Origin of the sequence: Jannaschia seosinensis (genome assembly GCF_001408515.1) — a bacterium.
GTDB lineage: Bacteria > Pseudomonadota > Alphaproteobacteria > Rhodobacterales > Rhodobacteraceae > Jannaschia > Jannaschia seosinensis.
Window position 1 is genome coordinate 49,710 of the sequence record NZ_CYPR01000046.1, and the last position, 18,481, is coordinate 68,190.

At 68.1% G+C, this 18,481-nt stretch carries 18 protein-coding genes; 12 read left to right on the forward strand and 6 right to left on the reverse strand.

Annotated elements, in window-relative coordinates; all coding sequences use genetic code 11:
• Positions 1–197: 197 nt before the first annotated feature.
• The 3 genes from argE (at position 198) to JSE7799_RS04285 (ending at position 3,456) form a co-directional block, all read left to right on the forward strand.
• Positions 198–1,352, forward strand: coding sequence for an acetylornithine deacetylase (argE, locus tag JSE7799_RS04275; RefSeq protein ID WP_055662506.1), 1,155 nt, complete (start codon positions 198–200; stop codon positions 1,350–1,352).
• 4 nt (positions 1,353–1,356) lie between these two features.
• The gene (locus JSE7799_RS04280; RefSeq protein WP_055662507.1) at positions 1,357–2,232 is read left to right on the forward strand and encodes a mechanosensitive ion channel family protein; all 876 of its coding nucleotides are present in this window, start codon (positions 1,357–1,359) and stop codon (positions 2,230–2,232) included.
• Between the two features lie 63 nt (positions 2,233–2,295).
• Entirely contained in the window at positions 2,296–3,456 is a 1,161-nt protein-coding gene (locus tag JSE7799_RS04285) for a M20 aminoacylase family protein (RefSeq protein ID WP_055662508.1), read from the forward strand.
• 30 nt (positions 3,457–3,486) lie between these two features.
• On the opposite strand, the gene JSE7799_RS04290 is transcribed toward JSE7799_RS04285, so the two are convergent.
• Positions 3,487–5,064, reverse strand: a complete 1,578-nt coding sequence (locus JSE7799_RS04290; protein ID WP_306455391.1) for an AMP-binding protein — start codon at positions 5,062–5,064, stop codon at positions 3,487–3,489.
• The gene (locus JSE7799_RS04295; protein ID WP_055662509.1) at positions 5,061–5,543 is read right to left on the reverse strand and encodes a hypothetical protein; all 483 of its coding nucleotides are present in this window, start codon (positions 5,541–5,543) and stop codon (positions 5,061–5,063) included. Before JSE7799_RS04295 ends, JSE7799_RS04290 begins: the two co-directional genes overlap by 4 nt.
• 97 nt (positions 5,544–5,640) lie before the next feature.
• On the opposite strand from JSE7799_RS04295, the gene moaA reads away from it, so the two are divergent.
• Together moaA and JSE7799_RS04305 are read left to right on the forward strand one after the other, a co-directional pair.
• Complete coding sequence (gene moaA / locus JSE7799_RS04300; RefSeq protein WP_055662510.1) at positions 5,641–6,663, forward strand: GTP 3',8-cyclase MoaA; 1,023 nt, start codon at positions 5,641–5,643, stop codon at positions 6,661–6,663.
• Between the two features lie 74 nt (positions 6,664–6,737).
• A complete protein-coding gene (locus tag JSE7799_RS04305) occupies positions 6,738–7,196 on the forward strand; it encodes a SixA phosphatase family protein (RefSeq protein ID WP_055662511.1) in 459 nt (152 codons plus the stop codon).
• Positions 7,197–7,211: 15 nt separating this feature from the next.
• On the opposite strand, the gene JSE7799_RS04310 is transcribed toward JSE7799_RS04305, so the two are convergent.
• A complete protein-coding gene (locus JSE7799_RS04310) occupies positions 7,212–7,673 on the reverse strand; it encodes an Lrp/AsnC family transcriptional regulator (protein ID WP_055662512.1) in 462 nt (153 codons plus the stop codon).
• Between the two features lie 139 nt (positions 7,674–7,812).
• Between JSE7799_RS04310 and cysG the strand changes: the two genes are divergently transcribed.
• The 6 genes from cysG to JSE7799_RS04340 are packed head-to-tail and all read left to right on the forward strand — an operon-like array spanning position 7,813 to position 13,209.
• On the forward strand, positions 7,813–9,195 hold the full coding sequence (gene cysG / locus JSE7799_RS04315; RefSeq protein WP_055662513.1) for a siroheme synthase CysG: 1,383 nt from the start codon (positions 7,813–7,815) through the stop codon (positions 9,193–9,195).
• Entirely contained in the window at positions 9,192–9,503 is a 312-nt protein-coding gene (locus JSE7799_RS04320) for a DUF2849 domain-containing protein (RefSeq protein WP_055662514.1), read from the forward strand. Before cysG ends, JSE7799_RS04320 begins: the two co-directional genes overlap by 4 nt.
• On the forward strand, positions 9,503–11,152 hold the full coding sequence (locus JSE7799_RS04325) for a nitrite/sulfite reductase (protein WP_055662515.1): 1,650 nt from the start codon (positions 9,503–9,505) through the stop codon (positions 11,150–11,152). Before JSE7799_RS04320 ends, JSE7799_RS04325 begins: the two co-directional genes overlap by 1 nt.
• Complete coding sequence (locus tag JSE7799_RS04330) at positions 11,142–11,882, forward strand: phosphoadenylyl-sulfate reductase (protein WP_055662516.1); 741 nt, start codon at positions 11,142–11,144, stop codon at positions 11,880–11,882. The genes JSE7799_RS04325 and JSE7799_RS04330 overlap by 11 nt, the downstream gene beginning before the upstream one ends.
• Before the next feature lie 25 nt (positions 11,883–11,907).
• Positions 11,908–12,336: a DUF934 domain-containing protein gene (locus tag JSE7799_RS04335; RefSeq protein WP_055662517.1), complete on the forward strand. Its 429-nt coding sequence runs from the start codon at positions 11,908–11,910 to the stop codon at positions 12,334–12,336.
• 51 nt (positions 12,337–12,387) lie between these two features.
• Positions 12,388–13,209: a ferredoxin--NADP reductase gene (locus tag JSE7799_RS04340; RefSeq protein ID WP_055662518.1), complete on the forward strand. Its 822-nt coding sequence runs from the start codon at positions 12,388–12,390 to the stop codon at positions 13,207–13,209.
• Positions 13,210–13,366: 157 nt separating this feature from the next.
• On the opposite strand, the gene JSE7799_RS04345 is transcribed toward JSE7799_RS04340, so the two are convergent.
• Positions 13,367–14,248, reverse strand: a complete 882-nt coding sequence (locus tag JSE7799_RS04345; RefSeq protein ID WP_055662519.1) for a hypothetical protein — start codon at positions 14,246–14,248, stop codon at positions 13,367–13,369.
• Between the two features lie 290 nt (positions 14,249–14,538).
• Between JSE7799_RS04345 and infC the strand changes: the two genes are divergently transcribed.
• A complete protein-coding gene (gene infC, locus JSE7799_RS04350) occupies positions 14,539–14,997 on the forward strand; it encodes a translation initiation factor IF-3 (RefSeq protein ID WP_442354834.1) in 459 nt (152 codons plus the stop codon).
• A gap of 136 nt (positions 14,998–15,133) precedes the next feature.
• On the opposite strand, the gene JSE7799_RS04355 is transcribed toward infC, so the two are convergent.
• Both JSE7799_RS04355 and JSE7799_RS04360 read right to left on the reverse strand, forming a co-directional pair.
• Entirely contained in the window at positions 15,134–15,937 is an 804-nt protein-coding gene (locus JSE7799_RS04355) for an FAD binding domain-containing protein (protein ID WP_055662521.1), read from the reverse strand.
• Positions 15,938–15,950: 13 nt separating this feature from the next.
• Complete coding sequence (locus JSE7799_RS04360) at positions 15,951–18,407, reverse strand: xanthine dehydrogenase family protein molybdopterin-binding subunit (RefSeq protein WP_083480251.1); 2,457 nt, start codon at positions 18,405–18,407, stop codon at positions 15,951–15,953.
• Positions 18,408–18,481: the final 74 nt, after the last annotated feature.

Consider the following 18,481-nt stretch of genomic DNA (forward strand, 5'->3'; position numbering starts at 1 on the left):
CGCCACCCCCGTCGTTTCCCCGCCGGGTCGTTCGTGCCCGGTTCGCGCCTACGCTAGCAGATGATCCTCCTCCCGCAAGAGTTGTGCCTCTTTCGCGGGCAAATCTTGACGAGCGCCTCTTTTCCGGGCGCCCAGCTTGACCTTCGCCCTCCGGCGCAGCACCCATGAGACGAAGGAGCACCGCGATGCCAAAGCCAATGACCCTCACCGCCCGCGAGATTCTGGACCGGCTCGTGGCCTTTCCGACCGTCAGCCGGGATTCCAATCTCGATCTTATCGACTGGGTCGAGGAATACCTCGCCTCGCATGGCGTCGCCGCGCGGCGGGTCTACGACGCGACCGGAAGGAAGGCCGCGCTCTATGCCAATGCCGGGCCCGAGGTCGAAGGCGGCGTGGTCCTGTCGGGTCATACCGATGTCGTGCCCGTGGATGGCCAGAACTGGAGCTTCGACCCCTTCGCCGTGACCGAGGCGAACGGCCGCCTCTACGGCCGCGGCACCTGCGACATGAAGGGGTTCGATGCCATCGCGCTCGCCATGGTGCCGCACGCGCTCGCCATCGGCGTGACCCGCCCGCTGCAGATCGCGCTCAGCTACGACGAGGAGGTCGGCTGCATCGGCGCGCCGCCGATGATCGACGACATGCTCAGGCACCTGCCCCGCGCCGCCGCCGCCATCATCGGTGAGCCTTCGATGCTGCGCCCCGTCACCGGGCACAACGCCTCGACCATCACCGATATCCACGTCCACGGCTACGAGGTCCATTCCTCCAAGCTCCCCGAGGGGGTCAGCGCGATCCACGAGGCGGGGCGCGTCCTGCAATGGGTCAACGACCACAACGCCGAATGCCGGGCCGCGACGCCGGACCCAATCTCGGCCACCTTCGACCCGCCGCATGCCACGACCCATGTCGGCACGATCCAGGGCGGCACGGCGCATAACATCACGGCCAAGGACTGCACCTTCAAGCTGGGCTTTCGCGTGCCCGCGGGCGACGACGTGGCCCGCCACGAGGCGGCGCTCGACGCGTTCCTGACGCAGCTCGACGGCCAGCTGCGCGCCCGCCATCCCGAGGCCGGCGTCACCTGGTCGCGCAATCTCGGTGTGCCCGGCCTGCGCCCGGAGACCGACGGCGTGGCCGAGGCGCTGATCCGGCAGTTGACGGGCGACAACGGCACCCATGTCGTCACCTACGGCACCGAGGCCGGCCAGTTCCAGGACCGCGGCTATTCCGCCGTCGTCTGCGGCCCCGGCGACATCGCGCAGGCCCACCAGCCCGACGAGTGGATCGCCACGGAGCAGTTCCAGCGCGGCGAGGCCCTGATGCGGCGGGTCGTCGAAACGCTGGTCTGACGGGGTGGAGGGCGACGGCGCCGAGGAGATCTCGGCCGACCCCGACCTGATCATCGGCAAGCTCGACGCTTGGGTCGAAGGCTTCGTGCGGCTGCTGCCCAATTTCGCCGTCGCGCTCGGGCTGCTGGCGGTCTTCGTGATCCTCGGCATGGCCGCCGCGTGGACAATCCGGCACACCGCCTGGGGGCCGGAGCGCGACGATCTCGGCCGCGTCACCGGCAGCCTCGCCAAATGGTCGATCTGGATCGCCGGCGCGATGCTGGCGCTCACCGTCGTGGCGCCGTCGATCGAGCCGATCGACCTGATCGCGGGGCTGGGCATCGGGTCGGTCGCCATCGGCTTCGCCTTCAAGGACATCCTGCAGAACATGCTGGCGGGCATCCTCATCCTGATCCGGCAGCCGTTCCGGGTGGGCGACCAGATCGTCAACGGCGACTACGAGGGCACGGTCGAGCATATTGAGACCCGCGCCACCAAGATCCGAACCTATGACGGCCGCCGCGTCGTGATCCCGAACGCGGAGGTCTATACCTCGGCGGTCATCGTCAACACCGCCTTCGACAAACGCCGCTCGCAGCAGGACTTTCCAGTCCGCCTCGCCGACGACTGGCCGCGTGCCGTCGAGATCGCCCGGCACGCCGCGCGCCGGGTGGAGGGTGTGGCCGCCGATCCCGCCCCCGACGCGCAGGGGCAGGATGTGGGCGACCTCGCCAAGCTGGTCCGCGTGCGCTGGTGGACCGACCCCGACGAGGCCACCGTGATCCGCGTCGCGTCCGACGTGCGGCTTGCGGTGGATGGTGCCTTGCGCGCCGCCGGGTTCGAGGCGCCGCTGCGCACCGATCTGCACCTGGACGGCAGGGTGGCGCGGGACGAGGACTGACCCCTTGCGGCCCCGGCCCGGAGGGTGTGTTCTCCGCGCGCACCGTCAACCGGAGGAACCAGGATGCCCGTCAAGAACCGCTTTGCCGAATTGCTGCCCGAAATCACCGAATGGCGGCGCGACCTGCACGAAAACCCCGAGATCCTGTTCGACACGCACCGCACCTCCGGGCTCGTGGCCGAAAAGCTGCGCGCCTTCGGCTGCGACGAGGTGGTCGAGGGGATCGGCCGCACCGGCGTCGTCGGCGTGATCCGGGGCAAGACGGATTCGGGCAAGGTCATCGGCCTGCGCGCCGACATGGACGCGCTGCCGATCCACGAGCAGACCGGCCGGCCCTGGGCCAGCAAGACCGACGGCGCGATGCATGCCTGCGGCCATGACGGCCACACGTCCATGCTGCTCGGCGCGGGCAAGTACCTCGCCGAGACGCGCAATTTCGACGGCACCGTCGTGCTGATCTTCCAGCCCGCCGAAGAAGGCGGCGGCGGCGGCAAGGAGATGTGCGACGACGGCATGATGGACCGCTGGAACATCCAGGAGGTCTACGGAATGCACAACTGGCCCGGCCGCCCGGTCGGCAGCTTCGCAATCCGCCCCGGCGCGTTCTTCGCCGCGACCGACGTGTTCAGCATCGAACTCGAGGGCAAGGGCGGCCACGCCGCCAAGCCGCACGAGGTCGTCGATACCGGGCTGATGGCCGCCCACCTGATCACCGCGCTGCAAAGCATCGTCTCGCGCAACGCCGATCCGGTCGATCAGATCGTGGTCTCCGTCACCTCGATGGAATCGTCGTCCAAGGCGTTCAACGTCATCCCCCAGCGGGTGCAGCTCAAGGGAACCGTCCGCACCATGTCGCCCGAGATGCGCGACCTCGCCGAAAAGCGCATCGGCGAGATCTCCGCGGGCATCGCCGCGACCTTCGGCGGCACGGCGCAGGTGGATTACCAGCGCAACTATCCGGTCATGGTCAACCACGAGGAGCAGACCGAGTTCGCCGCCGAGGTGGCCCGCGCCGTATCGGGCATCTGCGACGAGGCCCCCCTCGTGATGGGCGGCGAGGATTTCGCCTTCATGCTGGAGGAACGCCCCGGCGCCTACATCCTCGTGGGCAACGGCGACACCGCGCCCGTCCATCACCCCGAGTACGATTTCACCGACGAGGCGATCCCCGCCGGCTGCTCCTGGTGGGCGGAAATCGTGGAGCGGCGGCTGCCTGCGGCCTGAACGGGGCCGCGGGCCGGGGCGCGTGCGATACTACGCGTCCCGCAAGGCCCGCCGCATGACCTTGCCCGTCGCCGTCATCGGCAGGGCCTCGACGAAGCGGACCGCGCGCGGCGCCATATGCGGCGACAGACGCGTGCGGACCCAGTCGATCAACTCCGCTTCCATCTCCGCCGACCCCGCCTCCGCCTCCGCCACGACGAAGGCCGTTACCGCCGTGCCGCGCACGGGATCGGGCAGACCGACCACCGCGCAATTCACCACCCCCGGATGGGCGTTGAGGCACGTCTCCACCTCCACCGGCCCGATTCGGTAGCCGGCGGAGTTGATGACGTCGTCATCCCGCGCCACGTAGACGATCACCGCCCCCTCGCGCCGCCCCAGATCGCCCGTCCGCAACCAGCCGTCGCGCCACTTCTGCGCCGTTTCCTCCGGCTTGTTCCAGTATCGCAGGAATGCCGCCGGAGAGCCGCGCGCGCAGATCTCCCCGACCTCCCCGTCGGCCACCGCGCGGCCCGTCTCGTCCAGAACCTCGACATCCACACCCGGCACCGCCCGGCCCAGCGTCCCTTCCCCGCCCGACTGCGTCCCGGCACATCGCGCCATCACGAGGTTGCACTCGGTCTGGCCGTAGATCTCGTTGATCGGAACGCCGAGGGTGTCGCGCCCCCAGCCGATCAGATCGGCACCCAGCGCCTCGCCGCCCGATATGACCGCCCGCAGCGCAAGGCCCGGCGGCGGCGCGCTTCGCCGCAACATCCGCAGCGCGGTCGGCGGCAGGAACGCGACACTCACCCGCTCCTCCGCCATCAGCCGCCACGCCATCTCCGGCTCGAACTTGGCCAGCCGCTTCGCCACGAGGGGGACCCCGAACCACAGGCAGGGCATCGCGAGGTCCATCAGACCCCCGATCCACGCCCAGTCCGCCGGCGTCCACCCGACGTCGCCCGAAACCGGGAAGCCGGCGAACGCCGTCTCAAGACAGGGCAGATGTCCCATCAGGAACCGGTGGGCATGCAGCACACCCTTCGGCTCTCCGGTCGTGCCGGAGGTGTAGATCATCATCGCCGGATCCTCGGGACCCACCGCGACCCGTTCGACCGGCGCGCCCGGCACCCACGCATCCACATCGAGCCGGAGGGTGAGGTCCGGAAGGTCGAGGCCCTCAAGCTTCGCCAACCCGCCCGCATCCCCGATCACCGCCCGCGCCGCCGAATCGCGCAGCCGGTAATCCAGCGCCTCCGGACCGAACAGCGTGAAGAGCGGCAGCGACACGGCCCCGAGCTTCATCGCCGCGAAATGCGCGACCATGACCTCCGCCCGCTGCGGCAGCAGGATCGCCACCCGGTCGCCCCGCCCGACCCCGGCGCGCGCCAGATCGCCCGCCATCGCGTCGGATGCGGCCTTCAACTCGCCATAGGTCCAGACCCGGCGCCCTTCCGACAGATCGACGATCGCGGTCCGGTCCGGCTCCGCCTCGGCCCAGCTGTCGCAACATCCCGCCGCAATGTCGAACCCGGCCGGGATGTCCCACGCGAAGGACGCGCGCATCGCATCCCACGCATCGAGGCGCGCAATCGTGCGCCGCGCCGCCGCGTCCGCCGCGATCACCCTGCCCGCGCCAGCGTCACCGGATGCAGCCCCGCCAGCGGCAGGCCCAGCGCCTGCGCCGCCGAGAGCGAAATCTGCGCGCCCCCCGTCCCGCCCAGCGGGCGCAGCGTCACGGCAATGGCCTCGCCCGAACCGGTGCGGACCGTGCCGGGCATCTCGGACGACACGAGGTCCGTCTTGACCCAGAGGCCCGGATCGGTCGGATTGCCCAGCGATACCGTCGCCACGCCCAGCTCCCCGCCCGCAGGCGCGGTCGCCGCCGCCGCGCGGGCCGCCGACTTCTGCGCCTCGCTCACCGTGTCGAGCGCGGCGGCCTGCGTGGCCGGGCCCGTCAGAACCGGCCGTGGCGCCGGCGCGGGGGCGGCCTGCGCCGGCCTCTGAACCGGACGGCGGACATCGTCGCGACCCGAGGTCGGCAGATCGGAACAACCCGCCAGCAGGACGGCCAGTCCCGTGACGATGATGACGTGGCGCGGCATGATGATCCCCTTCACTGCGATGCGGCTCAGCTTAACGCACCATCTGCGGCTGTCAGCCCCACTTGTAGCGCACCGCCCCGACGCATAGCGTAAGGTCATGAAAAGTTTTGCCCCGCTCATCGACCCGTTCGCGCGTGCGATCGACTATCTGCGCGTCTCGGTCACCGATCGCTGCGACTTCCGCTGCACGTATTGCATGGCGGAACACATGACCTTCCTGCCCAAGAAAGAGCTTCTGACGCTTGAGGAGCTGGACCGCCTCTGCACCGCCTTCGTGCGGATGGGGGTGCGAAAGCTGCGCATCACCGGCGGAGAACCGCTGGTCCGCAAGGGCATCATGACCTTCTTCGAAAGCATGTCGCGCCATTTGGACCGCGCCCCCGGCGAACGCGGCCTGGACGAGCTGACGCTGACCACCAACGGCAGCCAGCTCGAACGCTTCGCCCGGCCGCTCCACGATGCGGGCGTGCGGCGGATCAACGTCTCGCTCGACACGCTGGACGCCGACAAGTTCCGGGCGATCACCCGCTGGGGCAGCCTCGACAAGGTGATGCGCGGGATCGACGCCGCCCGTAACGCGGGGCTGCGGATCAAGATCAACACCGTCGCGCTCAGGGGCTTCAATGAGGCCGAACTCTTCGACCTTGCGGAGTGGTGCGCGCGCGAGGACATGGACCTCACCTTCATCGAGGTCATGCCGATGGGCGACATGGGAGAGGTCCAGCGCCTCGATCAATATTGGCCGCTCAAGGACCTGCGCGCCCGGTTGGCGGAGCGCTACACCCTCACCGAACTGGCGCATCGCACCGGCGGGCCCGCCCGTTACGTGCGGCTGGAGGAGACGGGCCAGCAGATCGGCTTCATCACCCCGCTGACGCATAATTTCTGCGAAAGCTGCAACCGCGTCCGCGTCACCTGCACGGGCGAACTCTACATGTGCCTCGGGCAGGAGGACATGGCCGACCTGCGCGCGCCGCTGCGCGCCTCGGAGGCGGATGCGAGCCTGGAGGAGGCGATCCGCGCCGCGATCGCGCGCAAGCCCAAGGGCCACGATTTCGACTATTCGCGCCAGACGATCGGCGGACAGGTCACCCGCCACATGTCCCATACCGGCGGGTAACGCGGCGCCCGCATGACCGGCTTCGCCCCCCCCGGGCGCCGCCCCCGGCCCACCCCGATGAAGGAACGGCAACAGTGAAACTCATCCTCCTGCGCCACGCGAAATCGGATTGGACGGATCCCGATCAGGACGACCACGAGCGTCCGCTCAACGAACGCGGCCGACATGCGGCCACCGCGCTCGGGGATTGGCTGCGCTCGCGCGGCTACCTGCCAACCCACGTGCTGTGCTCCGACGCGACCCGCACGCGGCAGACGCTGGAGGGGCTCGCGCTGCCCGAGACACCGACGGAATACCGCGCCGATCTCTACCTCTCGGGGGCCGGCACGATCCTCGATCTCGCAAAGGATTCGGACGCGGAATGCCTGCTCATCGTCGCGCACAGCCCCGGCATCGGACAGGCGGCGGGGATGGCTTGCGTGACGCCGCCGAACGATCCAGACTTCGGCCGCTATCCGACCGGGGCCTGCACCGTGATCGACAACGGCATCCCCGGCCGCTGTCTGGATTTCACGACGCCGCGCGCGCTCTGATCCCCGCCCGGCCGCTCAGATCGGCAGGGCGAGGCTCGACTTGATCTCCTCCATCGACAGGAGCGCGGTGACGTTGAACACCCGCACCTCCGAAATCAGCGCCTGATAGAACTCGTCATAGGCCCGCGCATTGGCCACCCGCACCTTCAGGATATAGTCGATCTCCCCCGCCAGCCGGTGCGCCTCCTGAACCTCCGGCCGGGCCTTCAGGGCGGCGAGGAAGCGGGCCTGCCACTCCGTCTCATGTTCGCTGGTGCGGATCAGGACGAAAAAACACGCCTCCAGCCCCAGCGCATCCGGATCGACCACAACCTGCGGCGGCCCCATCACCCCCGCTTCGCGCATCTTGCGGACGCGATTCCACACGGGCGTCTTGGACGACCCCACCTTTCGCGCGATCTCGTCCAGCGATTGCCCCGCATCCGATTGCAGGGCGCGGAGGATTTTCCGGTCGAGATCGTCAAGACGGGCGGCCATTCGGCTTTCTCCTGTGGCTTGGAACAATGTCCCGCCACGCAGGCTCACGGGACAGGAATGTTCCTGTTATCGCCGCCCCCCTGCCAAAGATCCAGAACGATGTTCTATATCAGGGGACAGATTACCGGAGCGCGCCGCCATGAATCACTTTCCCGTCTTCCTCACCCTCGATGGTCGCCGCGTTCTCGTGGCGGGCGGTGGCGACGCGGCGGTGGCCAAACTGCGGCTGCTGCTCAAGACGACTGCGCATATCACCGTCGTCGCCGAAACCTTCGCCCCCGAGATCGAGGATTGGGCCACCCAAGGCCGCCTGAAGCTTCTGCGCCGCGCGCAGGAGCCGGGCGACGCGCTGTGCTGCGTCATCGCCTACGGCGCGCATGAGGATGCCGCGTTGGATGCCCGCGCGCTCCGGCTCGCCACCGCCGACGGGGCACTGGTCAACATCGTCGACAACCTCGCCGACAGCCAGTTCATCACCCCGGCCATCGTGGATCGGGACCCCGTCGTCGTCGCCATCGGCACCGAGGGTACGGCCCCCGTCCTCGCCCGCCGGATCAAGGCCGACCTCGAGGCGCGCCTGCCCAAGGATCTCGGGATGCTCGCGCGGGTTGCCAAGGGATTCCGGGGACTTGCGATGAAATTACCCATGGGTAATCCGCGCCGCCGCTTCTGGGGGGACTACTACGAGAGCGTCGGCCCCCGCGCCGCGGCGACGGGCGAAGACGCCGCCCGCACCGCGCTCGGCAACCTGCTGGAGACCCATCTGGCCGCCGAGGCCCGCCCCGGCCATGTCGACCTCGTCGGCGCGGGCCCCGGCGATCCGGAGCTTCTGACGCTCAAGGCCCGCCGCGCGCTCGACGCCGCCGATGTGGTGATCCACGACCGCCTCGTCGCGCCCGAAATCCTCGAACTCGCCCGCCGCGAGGCGATTCTGGTCGATGCCGGCAAGGAAGGCTTCGGCCCCTCCATGACGCAGGACGACATCAACGCGCTGATGGTGCGGCACGCGCAGGATGGCCACCACGTCGTCCGGCTCAAGGGCGGCGACCCGGCCGTGTTCGGACGCCTCGACGAAGAGATCGCCGCGCTCGACGCCGCCGAAATCGCCTGGACGATCGTGCCGGGCATCACCGCCGCCTCCGCCGCCGTCGCCTCCATCGGCCAGAGCCTGACGCAGCGCGGCCGCAATGCCGCCATCCGCCTGCTGACGGGGCACGACATGAAGGGTTTCGCCGATCACGACTGGGCCGCGCTCGCCGCGCCCGGTCAGGTCGCCGCGATCTACATGGGCAAGCGCGCCGCACGCTGGATGCAGGGCCGACTGATGATGCACGGCGCGTCGCGCGCCACGCCCGTCACCGTGGTCGAGAACGCCTCCCGCCCCGATCAGCGCGTGCACGCCGCCACGCTCGCCACCCTGCCCGACATCGTGGCGGACGCGACCGGCCCGGCCGTCCTGCTCTATGGCCTCGCCCCCCGCGCCGCGATGGCGGCCATCCGCAACGAGGAGATCGCGCTGTGAGCCGCAACCGTCCCTTCACCCCCAAGGTCGTCACCGCCAACCTGCTGCGCGAGGGGGACGTGGTCTACCTGACCGCCGCCGGCGACTGGTCCCCCGACCATTCCGCGGCCGAGCTTCTGACCGAGGCCGAGCACGCGAACGACCGTCTGGCCCTCGCCGAGGCGCAACCGCTCCGCGTCGTCGGCGCCTATCTCGCCGATGCCCGGCCCGGCCCCGACGGCCGCCCCGAGCCGGTTCACTTCCGCGAGGGGTTCCGCGCCACCGGCCCCTCGAACTACGCCCACGGCAAAGCCCACGAGGTCCAGTGATGTACCGTTACGACGATTTCGACCGCGCCTTCCTCGCCGAGCGCAACGCCCAATTCCGCGCCCAGGTCGCGCGCCGTCTCGACGGTTCGCTCACCGAGGATGAGTTCAAGCCGCTGCGCCTGATGAACGGCGTCTATCTGCAACTGCACGCCTACATGCTGCGTGTGGCGATCCCCTACGGCACGCTGTCGTCCGACCAGATGCGTGTGCTGGCCGATCTCGCGCAGCGGTGGGACAAGGGCTATGGCCATTTCACCACGCGCCAGAACATCCAGTACAACTGGCCGAAGCTCGTGGACATTCCCGACATGCTCGACCGTCTCTCGGATGTGGGCCTGCACGCGATCCAGACCTCCGGCAACACGATCCGCAACGTGACCGCCGACCATTTCGCCGGGGCCGCCGCAGACGAGGTGGCCGATCCGCGCCCCTATGCCGAATTGCTGCGGCAGTGGTCCACCGATCATCCCGAGTTCCAGTTCCTGCCGCGCAAGTTCAAGATCGCGGTCACGGGCGCACCGAACGACCGCGCCGTCACCCGTGCGCACGATATCGGTCTGGTCCTCAAGGAGCGTGACGGACAGCTCGGCTTCGAGGTCCTCGTGGGCGGCGGTCTCGGCCGGACGCCGATGATCGGCAAGACCGTGCGGGACTTCCTGCCCGAGGCGGATCTCCTGCCCTATTGCGAGGCGATCGTCAGCGTCTACAACCGGTTGGGCCGGCGCGACAACAAGTTCAAGGCGCGCATCAAGATCACCGTCCACGAAACGGGGCTCGACGAAATCCGCCGTCAGGTGGAGGAACGCTTCGCCGAACTGCGCCCCCTCTTCGACGGCACGGCGCTTCAGGTTCTCGACGACCTCAAGGCCCAGTTCGCGCCGCCCGCCTTCGCCGACAGCACCGACGCGCCGGTCGTGGACCCCCTCCTGCGCTCCTGGGTCGACACCAATACCGCGGGGCACAAGCGCGCCGACCATGCCATCGTCACCGTCTCGCTCAAAGCCCACGGCGCGACGCCCGGCGACGCGACCGCCGAGCAGATGCGCCTCATGGCCGATTTGGCAGAGGCCCATGCCTATGGAGAGTTGCGCATCAGCCATGAGCAGAACGTGATCCTGCCCCACGTGCCGCGCGCCGCCCTTCCCGCCCTGCATGCTAGATTGCGCGAGGCGGGCCTCGGCACCGCGAATGTCGGGCTGGCGAGCGATATCATCGCCTGCCCCGGCATGGATTACTGCGCCCTCGCCACCGCGCGCTCGATCCCCGTCGCCCAGCAGATCGCGGAGCGCATCGACGCCCTCAAGATCGAGCACGAGGTGGGGCACCTGAAGATCAAGATCTCGGGCTGCATCAACGCCTGCGGCCATCACCATGTCGGCCATATCGGGATCCTCGGGCTCGACCGGGCGGGGGTGGAGAATTACCAGATCACGCTGGGCGGCGACGGCTCCGAGCGCGCCGCGATCGGTGAGCGGGCCGGTCCCGGCTTTGCCTACGACGCGATCGTACCCGCGATCGAGCGCCTGATCCTCGCCTATCTCGATCTGCGCGAGGGGCCCGACGACACGTTCCTCGACGCGTATCGCCGCCTCGGTCCCGCGCCGTTCAAGGCCGCGCTCTATCCCGAGGAGGCTCAGGATGCCGCTTGATGCCGAGATCCGCCTGCGCGAACGTGCCGACCGCCTGAACGAAAGCTACCGCCACCATTCCGCGGTGGCCGTCATGTCGCGCGCGCTCGGGGATCCGGATGTGGGGCCGATCGCGCTGGTCTCCTCCTTCGGGGCCGAATCGATCGTGCTCCTTCACATGCTGTCGGTCATGGACCGCCACGCGCCGGTCCTGTTCCTGGAGACGGGAATGCTGTTCCCCGAGACGCTGACCTATCAGCGCGAGGTGGCCGAGCGGCTGAACCTGACGGATATGCGCGTGATCCGGCCCGACAGCGCGGACCTGTTCAAGGCCGATCCCGAGGGCGACCTGAACGGCCGCGACCCCGACGCCTGTTGCGCGCTGCGCAAGACCCGGCCGCTCGAACTGGCGCTGCGGGGCTTCGACGGCTGGATCACGGGGCGCAAGCGGTTCCAGGGCGGCACCCGCGCGGCGCTGGACTTCTTCGAGGCGGAGGGCGGTCTGCTCAAGGTCAACCCCCTCGCCCACTGGGAGCCCGCGGACGTGGCCGATTACATGACGAACAACCGCCTCCCCCGGCACCCGCTCGTGGCGATGGGCTACCCCTCCATCGGCTGCGCACCCTGCACATCCCGGGTGGCGCCGGGCGAGGATCCGCGTTCGGGCCGCTGGCGCGGGCGGGCAAAGACCGAATGCGGCATCCATTTCGTCAACGGGCGCCCCGTGCCCGCCGCCACCGTCGCCGGTTGAACGGCACCCGCTCAGGAGGATTTCCATGCCTATCGTGACAGATAAGGGCTTCGCGCCCGACGACCTGAACGCCGCCTTCGTGCCTGCCGACGACCTGCCTGCGGACGGGTTTTCCGCCGTGGACGTCGCGCCGGACACCGATCTCGTCCCCCTCCTCATCCGCCTCGACGAGGTGGCGGCGATCCGCGTGGCCTTCCCGTCCTTCGCCGACGGGCGCGGATTCACCATCGCGCGGCAATTGCGACGGGCGGGCTTTACCGGCCGTCTGCGCGCGGCGGGGCATGTGATCGCCGACCAATACGCGATGGCCCGGCGGTCGGGTTTCGACGAGGTGGAGATCGACGACGACCTCGCCACCCGTCAGCCCGAGGCGCAGTGGCTGGCGCGCGCCAACTGGCGCGGCCACGACTACCAGTCCCGTCTGGGCCGCCGGCGCGATGCCGTGACCGCCTAGCAACCCGAACGTTTCCGACATAGAGGTGCGGCCCACACGCCGCAAAAGCCGATGAACGACATGACCCCGACCCAAGCCGTGCCCGTCCTGCCCGACGCCCAGACCGTCACCGAGGTGACGCATTGGACGGATTACCTGTTCTCCTTCCGCGTAACCCGCCCGGCCTCCTTGCGCTTCCGCTCGGGGGAGTTCGTGATGATCGGTCTGATGGGGGATCCGGACCCGAAGACGGGCAAGGCCAAGCCGATCCTGCGCGCCTATTCCATCGCCTCGCCGGCCTGGGACGACGAGTTGGAATTCTACTCGATCAAGGTGCAGGACGGCCCGCTGACCTCCCGGCTTCAGCACATCAAGCCGGGCGATCAGATCATCCTGCGGCCCAAGCCCGTGGGCACCTTGGTCCATGATGCGCTCCTGCCCGGCAAGCGGCTCTGGCTCTTCTCCACCGGCACCGGGATCGCGCCCTTCGCCTCGCTCCTGCGGGAGCCGGAGACGTGGGAGGCCTATGACGAGGTGATCCTCACCCATACCTGCCGCGAGGTGGCGGAGCTGGAATATGGCCGCCGCCTGATCGAGGGGCTGCGCGAGGACGAGTTGATCGGAGAACTGATCGGCGACAAGCTGCGCTACTACCCGACCACGACCCGCGAGGAGAGCCCGAAGACCGGCCGCATCACCGACCTGCTGCGGCGGGGCGAGGTTCAGGCCGATCTGGGCATCGACACGATCGGACCCGAGACGGACCGCGCGATGGTCTGCGGCTCGCTCGGCTTCAATCTCGAGATCAAGGAAATCCTCGAAGGGTACGGGCTGGAGGAAGGCGCCAATTCCGAGCCCAAGCACTACGTCGTGGAGAAGGCCTTCGTGGGCTGAGGGGCATGTGAAGACGATCGCGGATCGTCTTCATCCCTGACCGGGCGGAGGCGGTTTATCCGGCCCCGCAAACCCCGGCTCGCACCCGCGGCAACCTGCAAAAGAAAAGGCCGCGCGGATCGCCCCGCGCGGCCTTCCTCGTTTCATGAGCCGGCGATCATTCGATGCCGAGGCTCTCCCGCACGCGAACGACGACCGCGTCGACCATGTCGGGGTTTTGGCGGGCTTGCTCCACGGCGGTGAGCAACTCCAGACGGGTCGTCTCGTCGAGATCCGATTCCTCGATCGCAATGATCACCTCATCGGCATTGAAGTTCTCCGGCGTCAGCAGTTCCGCGAGATCCCCGTCACCGAGCATGGAATCCGTCTCGTCGCCGCCGGTGATGTTCAGCTCGTCGGCCGAAACGGTCTCGGTCTCCAGCGCGACGGTGCCCTCGTCATCGGTCGCGGCCTCGACTTCGGCACCCATCTCTGCGGCCTCTTCGGTCATCTCGACCTCGACGGCCTCGGCAGCCTCGTCGACGGTGGCGAGCGCTTCGTCGGTCTCCTCGGCGATCTCGTCTCCAGCCGCATCTAGGGCTTCACCGGTTTCTTCGGCAGCATCGTCGAAGATCGCGGTGGTGTCGGACTCAATATTCTCAAGCGCCTGATCGGTTTCCGCGGCACCTTCCTCGATGAGGTTCACGCCGTCTTCTGCGGTCTCCCCGGCCTCATCGAAGATCTCGGAGGCTTCGGTTTCCACGTTTTCCAGCGTCTCCATCGTGACGTCCTCACCCTCGTCGACGAGCGCGGGCGCATCCTCGGTGATCTCGACGTCGCCGATGACGGGCTCTTCGAGTTCCACCGGGGCTTCGACTTCTTCGACCGGCTCGGGCACGATGGCCTCCTCGACGATCACTTCGTCCTCTTCGACGGGTGCGGTCACACCGTCGACGCCGTCGACACCCGCGACTTCGGGCTCGGAAAGGTTGTCGATGACGATCCAGGCAATGATGGCGACGACCAGAACGGCAAGGCCGACGATAATGTTACGTGACATGAATTTCTCCTACGTGTGGTGTGCTGCGGGGCGCAACTTGAGACGTTCGATCGACAGATCAATCCCCGTGACGCGGCGACGGTTCCGTTTCGCTCCGTTTTGCGCGCGAGTGAGCGGCACCTTGCCGGTTTGCGGCTTGAAGCGATGCCGTCGCGGCGCTACCTTATGCGCCTTAGAGCAACGTCCCGGAAAGGACCACGACCATCGCCCGCAGACCTCATAACGCGCCTCCGACGCGCGATACCGGCCCCCGCGTCAACGACAAGATCCGCGCCGTCGAAATCCGCCTGATCGGTGCCGACGGTGAAAATGTCGGCGTCGTCAGCCCCTCCCGTGCCCGCCAGATGGCCGAGGATGCCGGGCTCGACCTCGTCGAGATCAGTCCGAACGCAAATCCGCCGGTCTGCAAGATCATGGATTTCGGCAAGTACAAGTACGAGACCCAGAAGAAAGAAGCCGAGGCCCGCAAGAAGCAGAAGGTCATCGAGGTGAAGGAGGTGAAGTTCCGCCCCAACACCGACACGCATGACTACGAGGTGAAGATGCGCAACGTCTTCAAGTTCCTCGAAAGCGGCGACAAGGTGAAGGTCACGCTCCGCTTCCGCGGCCGCGAAATGGCGCACCAGAATCTCGGCCGTGAACTGCTGGAGCGGGTTGCCGAGGACACCAAGGAAATCGGCAAGGTCGAGAACTTCCCCAAGATGGAAGGCCGGCAGATGGTCATGATGATCGGACCGTCCACCCGCTAGACGAGGATCGCTTGCGGTTCCGGGGCGCCTTCGGGCGCCCTTTTCATGTTTGGATCGTTGATCCCGTTCGAAGACCTGTCCGCCGGCGCGGCCTTCTGAAGAGGTCGCGCCGGCGCGTTTTCATGAAACCCGGTCCTCAGGCTGCGGCGACCGCGCGGGCAGTCATTACCTTCACCAGATGCGCCCGGTAGGCCCCGTCGCCGTGCAGGTCGGAGATCATCTCTCCCGCATCGGGCGCTGTCAGACCCTTGACCGCATCCGGCGACCAGTCGGCGGAAAGTGCCTCCTCGGCTTCGGTCCAGCGGAAGACCCCGCTCGATGACGCGCCGGTGATCGCCACGCGCACCCCGTCCGAGAACTTGGCGACGAAGGCCGCGACCAGCGGGAAGCGGGAGGCGGGCTGGATGAACTTCTCGTAGCGCGCGCGCTCGGGCACCGGAAACTTCACCTCGGAGACGATCTCCCCCTCCTCGAGCGCCGTGGTGAACATGCCGAGAAAGAAGTCGTCGGCCGCGATTTCGCGCGTGCCGTTCGGCCCTTCGGCCATGATCGTCGCATTCGAGCCCAGCGCCCCCGCCGGGTAGCAGGCCGAGGGGTCGTTATTGGCGATCGAGCCGCCGATCGTGCCCCGGTTGCGCACCGCCGGGTCCCCGATGCGCCCGGCCAGCGAGGCCAGGGCAGGATAACTTTCGGCGCATTCGCGCGCGACCGTGGCATGCGTCGTGCCGCCGCCGATGCAGATGCGGCCGTCATCGTCGAGGCAGACGCCCTTGATCTCGTCGATCCCCGACAGGGCGACGAATTGCTCGGCCATGGCGAGCCGCGCCTTCATCGTCGGCAGCAGCGTCTGCCCCCCGCCAAGCGCCTGCGCGTCTTCGGCCTGAAGCGCCGCGACGGCCTCCCGAAGGGTCTTCGGCTTCACCAGTTCGAAGTCGTACATTCCGTCTCTCCCCTCAATGCGTGGCGGTGTCGCCGGCCCCGACGGACCGGTCATGTGTGGTGTTGCCGGATCCGGCCGCGGGCTGCGCCGATCCGAGATTGGCCGCGCCGCCCTGCATCGCGTGCCACACCCGCGCGGGCGTCAGCGGCATGTCGATATGGGGCACGTCATGCCCACCCGAGTGCAACGCGTCGATCACGGCATTGACGATGGAGGGCGGCGATCCGATGGCGCCCGCCTCGCCGCAGCCCTTCACGCCCAGCGGGTTGTGCGTGCACGGCGTCTGGCAGGAATGATCCACCTGGAACATCGGCAGGTCATGCGCCCGCGGCATCGCGTAATCCATGTAGGAGGCCGACAGAAGCTGCCCCTCCTCGTCATAGGCGCAGTTCTCCAGAAGCGCCTGCCCGATCCCCTGGGCCAGCCCGCCATGGACCTGCCCCTCGACGATCATTGGGTTCACGACATTGCCGAAGTCGTCGGCGGCGGCAAAGGCCAGCACGTCAACCTTGCCGGTCTCCGGATCGACCTCGACCTCGCAGGCATAGGCGCCGGCGGGATAGGTGAAGTTGTTCGGGTCGTAGAAGGCCGTCTCCTCCAACCCCGGCTCGATCTCCTCGAGCGGGTAATTGTGCGGCACATAGGCGGCGAGCGTCACGTCGCCCCAGGCCACGGACTTGTCCGTGCCCGCGACGGTAAAGCGGCCCTCCTTGAGTTCGATGTCGCCCTCGGACGCCTCCATCAGGTGCGCGGCGATCTTCTTGGCCTTGGCGATGATCTTCTCGGTGGCCTTGACCATGGCCGACCCGCCGACCGCGAGAGAGCGCGACCCGTAGGTGCCCATTCCCATCGGCGAATTGGCCGTGTCGCCGTGGACGATCTCCACCTGATCCTCGTTGATGCCGATCATGTCGGCCACGACCTGCGCAAACGACGTCTCGTGCCCCTGTCCGTGGCTGTGCGAGCCGGTCATCACCACGAGGCCGCCGGTCGCGTTCACCCGAACCGTCGCACTCTCGTACAGCCCCGCACGCGCGCCGAGTTGCCCGACCAGTTGCGACGGCGCGATGCCGCAGGCCTCGATATAGGCGTTGATCCCGAGACCCCGCAGCTTGCCGCGCGCCTCGCTCTCCCGCCGCCGCTCCGCAAAGCCCTCGCGGTCGATCATCGACAGAAGCTTGTCCATCGTCGCGTTGTAATCGCCGGTATCGTATTCCACGGCCACCGGCGTCGCATACGGGAATTCCGTCACGTAGTTCTTGCGCCGCAACTCCACCGGATCGACGCCCAGCTCGCGCGCCGCCATGTCGATCACCCGCTCCAGCTGGAACGTCGCCTCGGGCCGGCCCGCGCCGCGATAGGCGTCGACGGGCACCGTGTTGGTGAACACCGCCTTCACGTTCACGTAGATGTTCGGCGTCTTGTAATTGCCGGCCATCAGCGTCCCGTGCAGCCATGTCGGCACCGACGGCGCGAAGGTGCTGAGGTACGCGCCCATGTTGGCGTAGGTTTCGGTGCGAACGGCGGTGAAGTTATGATCCGCATCAAGCGCCAGCTCGATCTTCGTGACGTGGTCGCGGCCATGCGCGTCCGACATGAACGCCTCCGACCGGCTCGACGTCCACTTGACCGGCCGCTGCAACTGCTTGGCGGCGAAGGTGCAGAAGGCCTCCTCCGCGTAGTGGAAGATCTTGGTGCCGAAGCCGCCGCCCACATCGGGCGCCACGACCCGCAGCTTGTGCTCCGGAATGTTCAGCACGAACGCCCCCATCAGGAGCCGGATCACATGCGGGTTCTGCGATGTGGTATAGAGCGTCGAACTGTCGTCGTGGAACGCGTAATCGCCTACCGCCACGCGCGGCTCCATCGGGTTCGCGACCAGCCGGTTGTTCACCAGTTCCAGCGTCGTGACATGTGCCGCCCCGGAAATCGCGCGGTCCACCGCCTCGCGGTTCTCCTCCACGAAGCCCCAGTCGTAGCACAGGTTTGACGTCAGATCGTCATGGACCAGCGGCGCGCCCTCGGCGACGGCCTTCTTCATGTCGATGACGGCCGGCAGGTCCTCGATATCGGCGACGATGACCTCGGCCGCGTCGCGGGCCTGGTCGCGGGTTTCGGCCACCACGGCGGCGATCGGGTCGCCGACATGCCGCACCTTGCCCTCGGCGAGGATCGGGTGCTTGGGCTCCTGCATCGGGTTGCCCTGCCGGTCGGTGATCTGCCAGCCGCAGGGGATGCCGCCGACGCCTTCGAAATCCTTGGCGGTGAAGATGCGTATCACGCCCTCCATCTCCTCGGCGGCGGCGGTGTCAATCCCGCGGATGCGCCCATGCGCCACGTCCGAGCGCAGGAACACGACATGTGCCTGCCCCGCCACGTTGATGTCGTCGGTGTAACGACCCTTGCCCGTCAGGAAGCGCACGTCCTCGCGGCGCTTCGGGCTGGCGCCAATTCCGGTATCCTTCGGCATGTCTCATCCTCCCTTGGGGCGCGCGTGCGCCGGGTATGTCACGTTGGGGACGCGGCTCCTCCCTTCCGCGTCCC

What these genes read in the sequence shown, in the direction of transcription:
- argE (WP_055662506.1), top strand. Translation starts at nt 198, where the DNA reads ATGACCCTCACCGCCCGCGAGATTCTGGACCGGCTCGTGGCCTTTCCG.
- JSE7799_RS04285 (WP_055662508.1), top strand. Translation starts at nt 2,296, where the DNA reads ATGCCCGTCAAGAACCGCTTTGCCGAATTGCTGCCCGAAATCACCGAA.
- JSE7799_RS04295 (WP_055662509.1), bottom strand. Translation starts at nt 5,543, where the DNA reads ATGCCGCGCCACGTCATCATCGTCACGGGACTGGCCGTCCTGCTGGCG.
- moaA (WP_055662510.1), top strand. Translation starts at nt 5,641, where the DNA reads ATGAAAAGTTTTGCCCCGCTCATCGACCCGTTCGCGCGTGCGATCGAC.
- JSE7799_RS04310 (WP_055662512.1), bottom strand. Translation starts at nt 7,673, where the DNA reads ATGGCCGCCCGTCTTGACGATCTCGACCGGAAAATCCTCCGCGCCCTG.
- cysG (WP_055662513.1), top strand. Translation starts at nt 7,813, where the DNA reads ATGAATCACTTTCCCGTCTTCCTCACCCTCGATGGTCGCCGCGTTCTC.
- JSE7799_RS04325 (WP_055662515.1), top strand. Translation starts at nt 9,503, where the DNA reads ATGTACCGTTACGACGATTTCGACCGCGCCTTCCTCGCCGAGCGCAAC.
- JSE7799_RS04330 (WP_055662516.1), top strand. Translation starts at nt 11,142, where the DNA reads ATGCCGCTTGATGCCGAGATCCGCCTGCGCGAACGTGCCGACCGCCTG.
- JSE7799_RS04335 (WP_055662517.1), top strand. Translation starts at nt 11,908, where the DNA reads ATGCCTATCGTGACAGATAAGGGCTTCGCGCCCGACGACCTGAACGCC.
- JSE7799_RS04340 (WP_055662518.1), top strand. Translation starts at nt 12,388, where the DNA reads ATGAACGACATGACCCCGACCCAAGCCGTGCCCGTCCTGCCCGACGCC.
- JSE7799_RS04345 (WP_055662519.1), bottom strand. Translation starts at nt 14,248, where the DNA reads ATGTCACGTAACATTATCGTCGGCCTTGCCGTTCTGGTCGTCGCCATC.
- JSE7799_RS04355 (WP_055662521.1), bottom strand. Translation starts at nt 15,937, where the DNA reads ATGTACGACTTCGAACTGGTGAAGCCGAAGACCCTTCGGGAGGCCGTC.
- JSE7799_RS04360 (WP_083480251.1), bottom strand. Translation starts at nt 18,407, where the DNA reads ATGCCGAAGGATACCGGAATTGGCGCCAGCCCGAAGCGCCGCGAGGAC.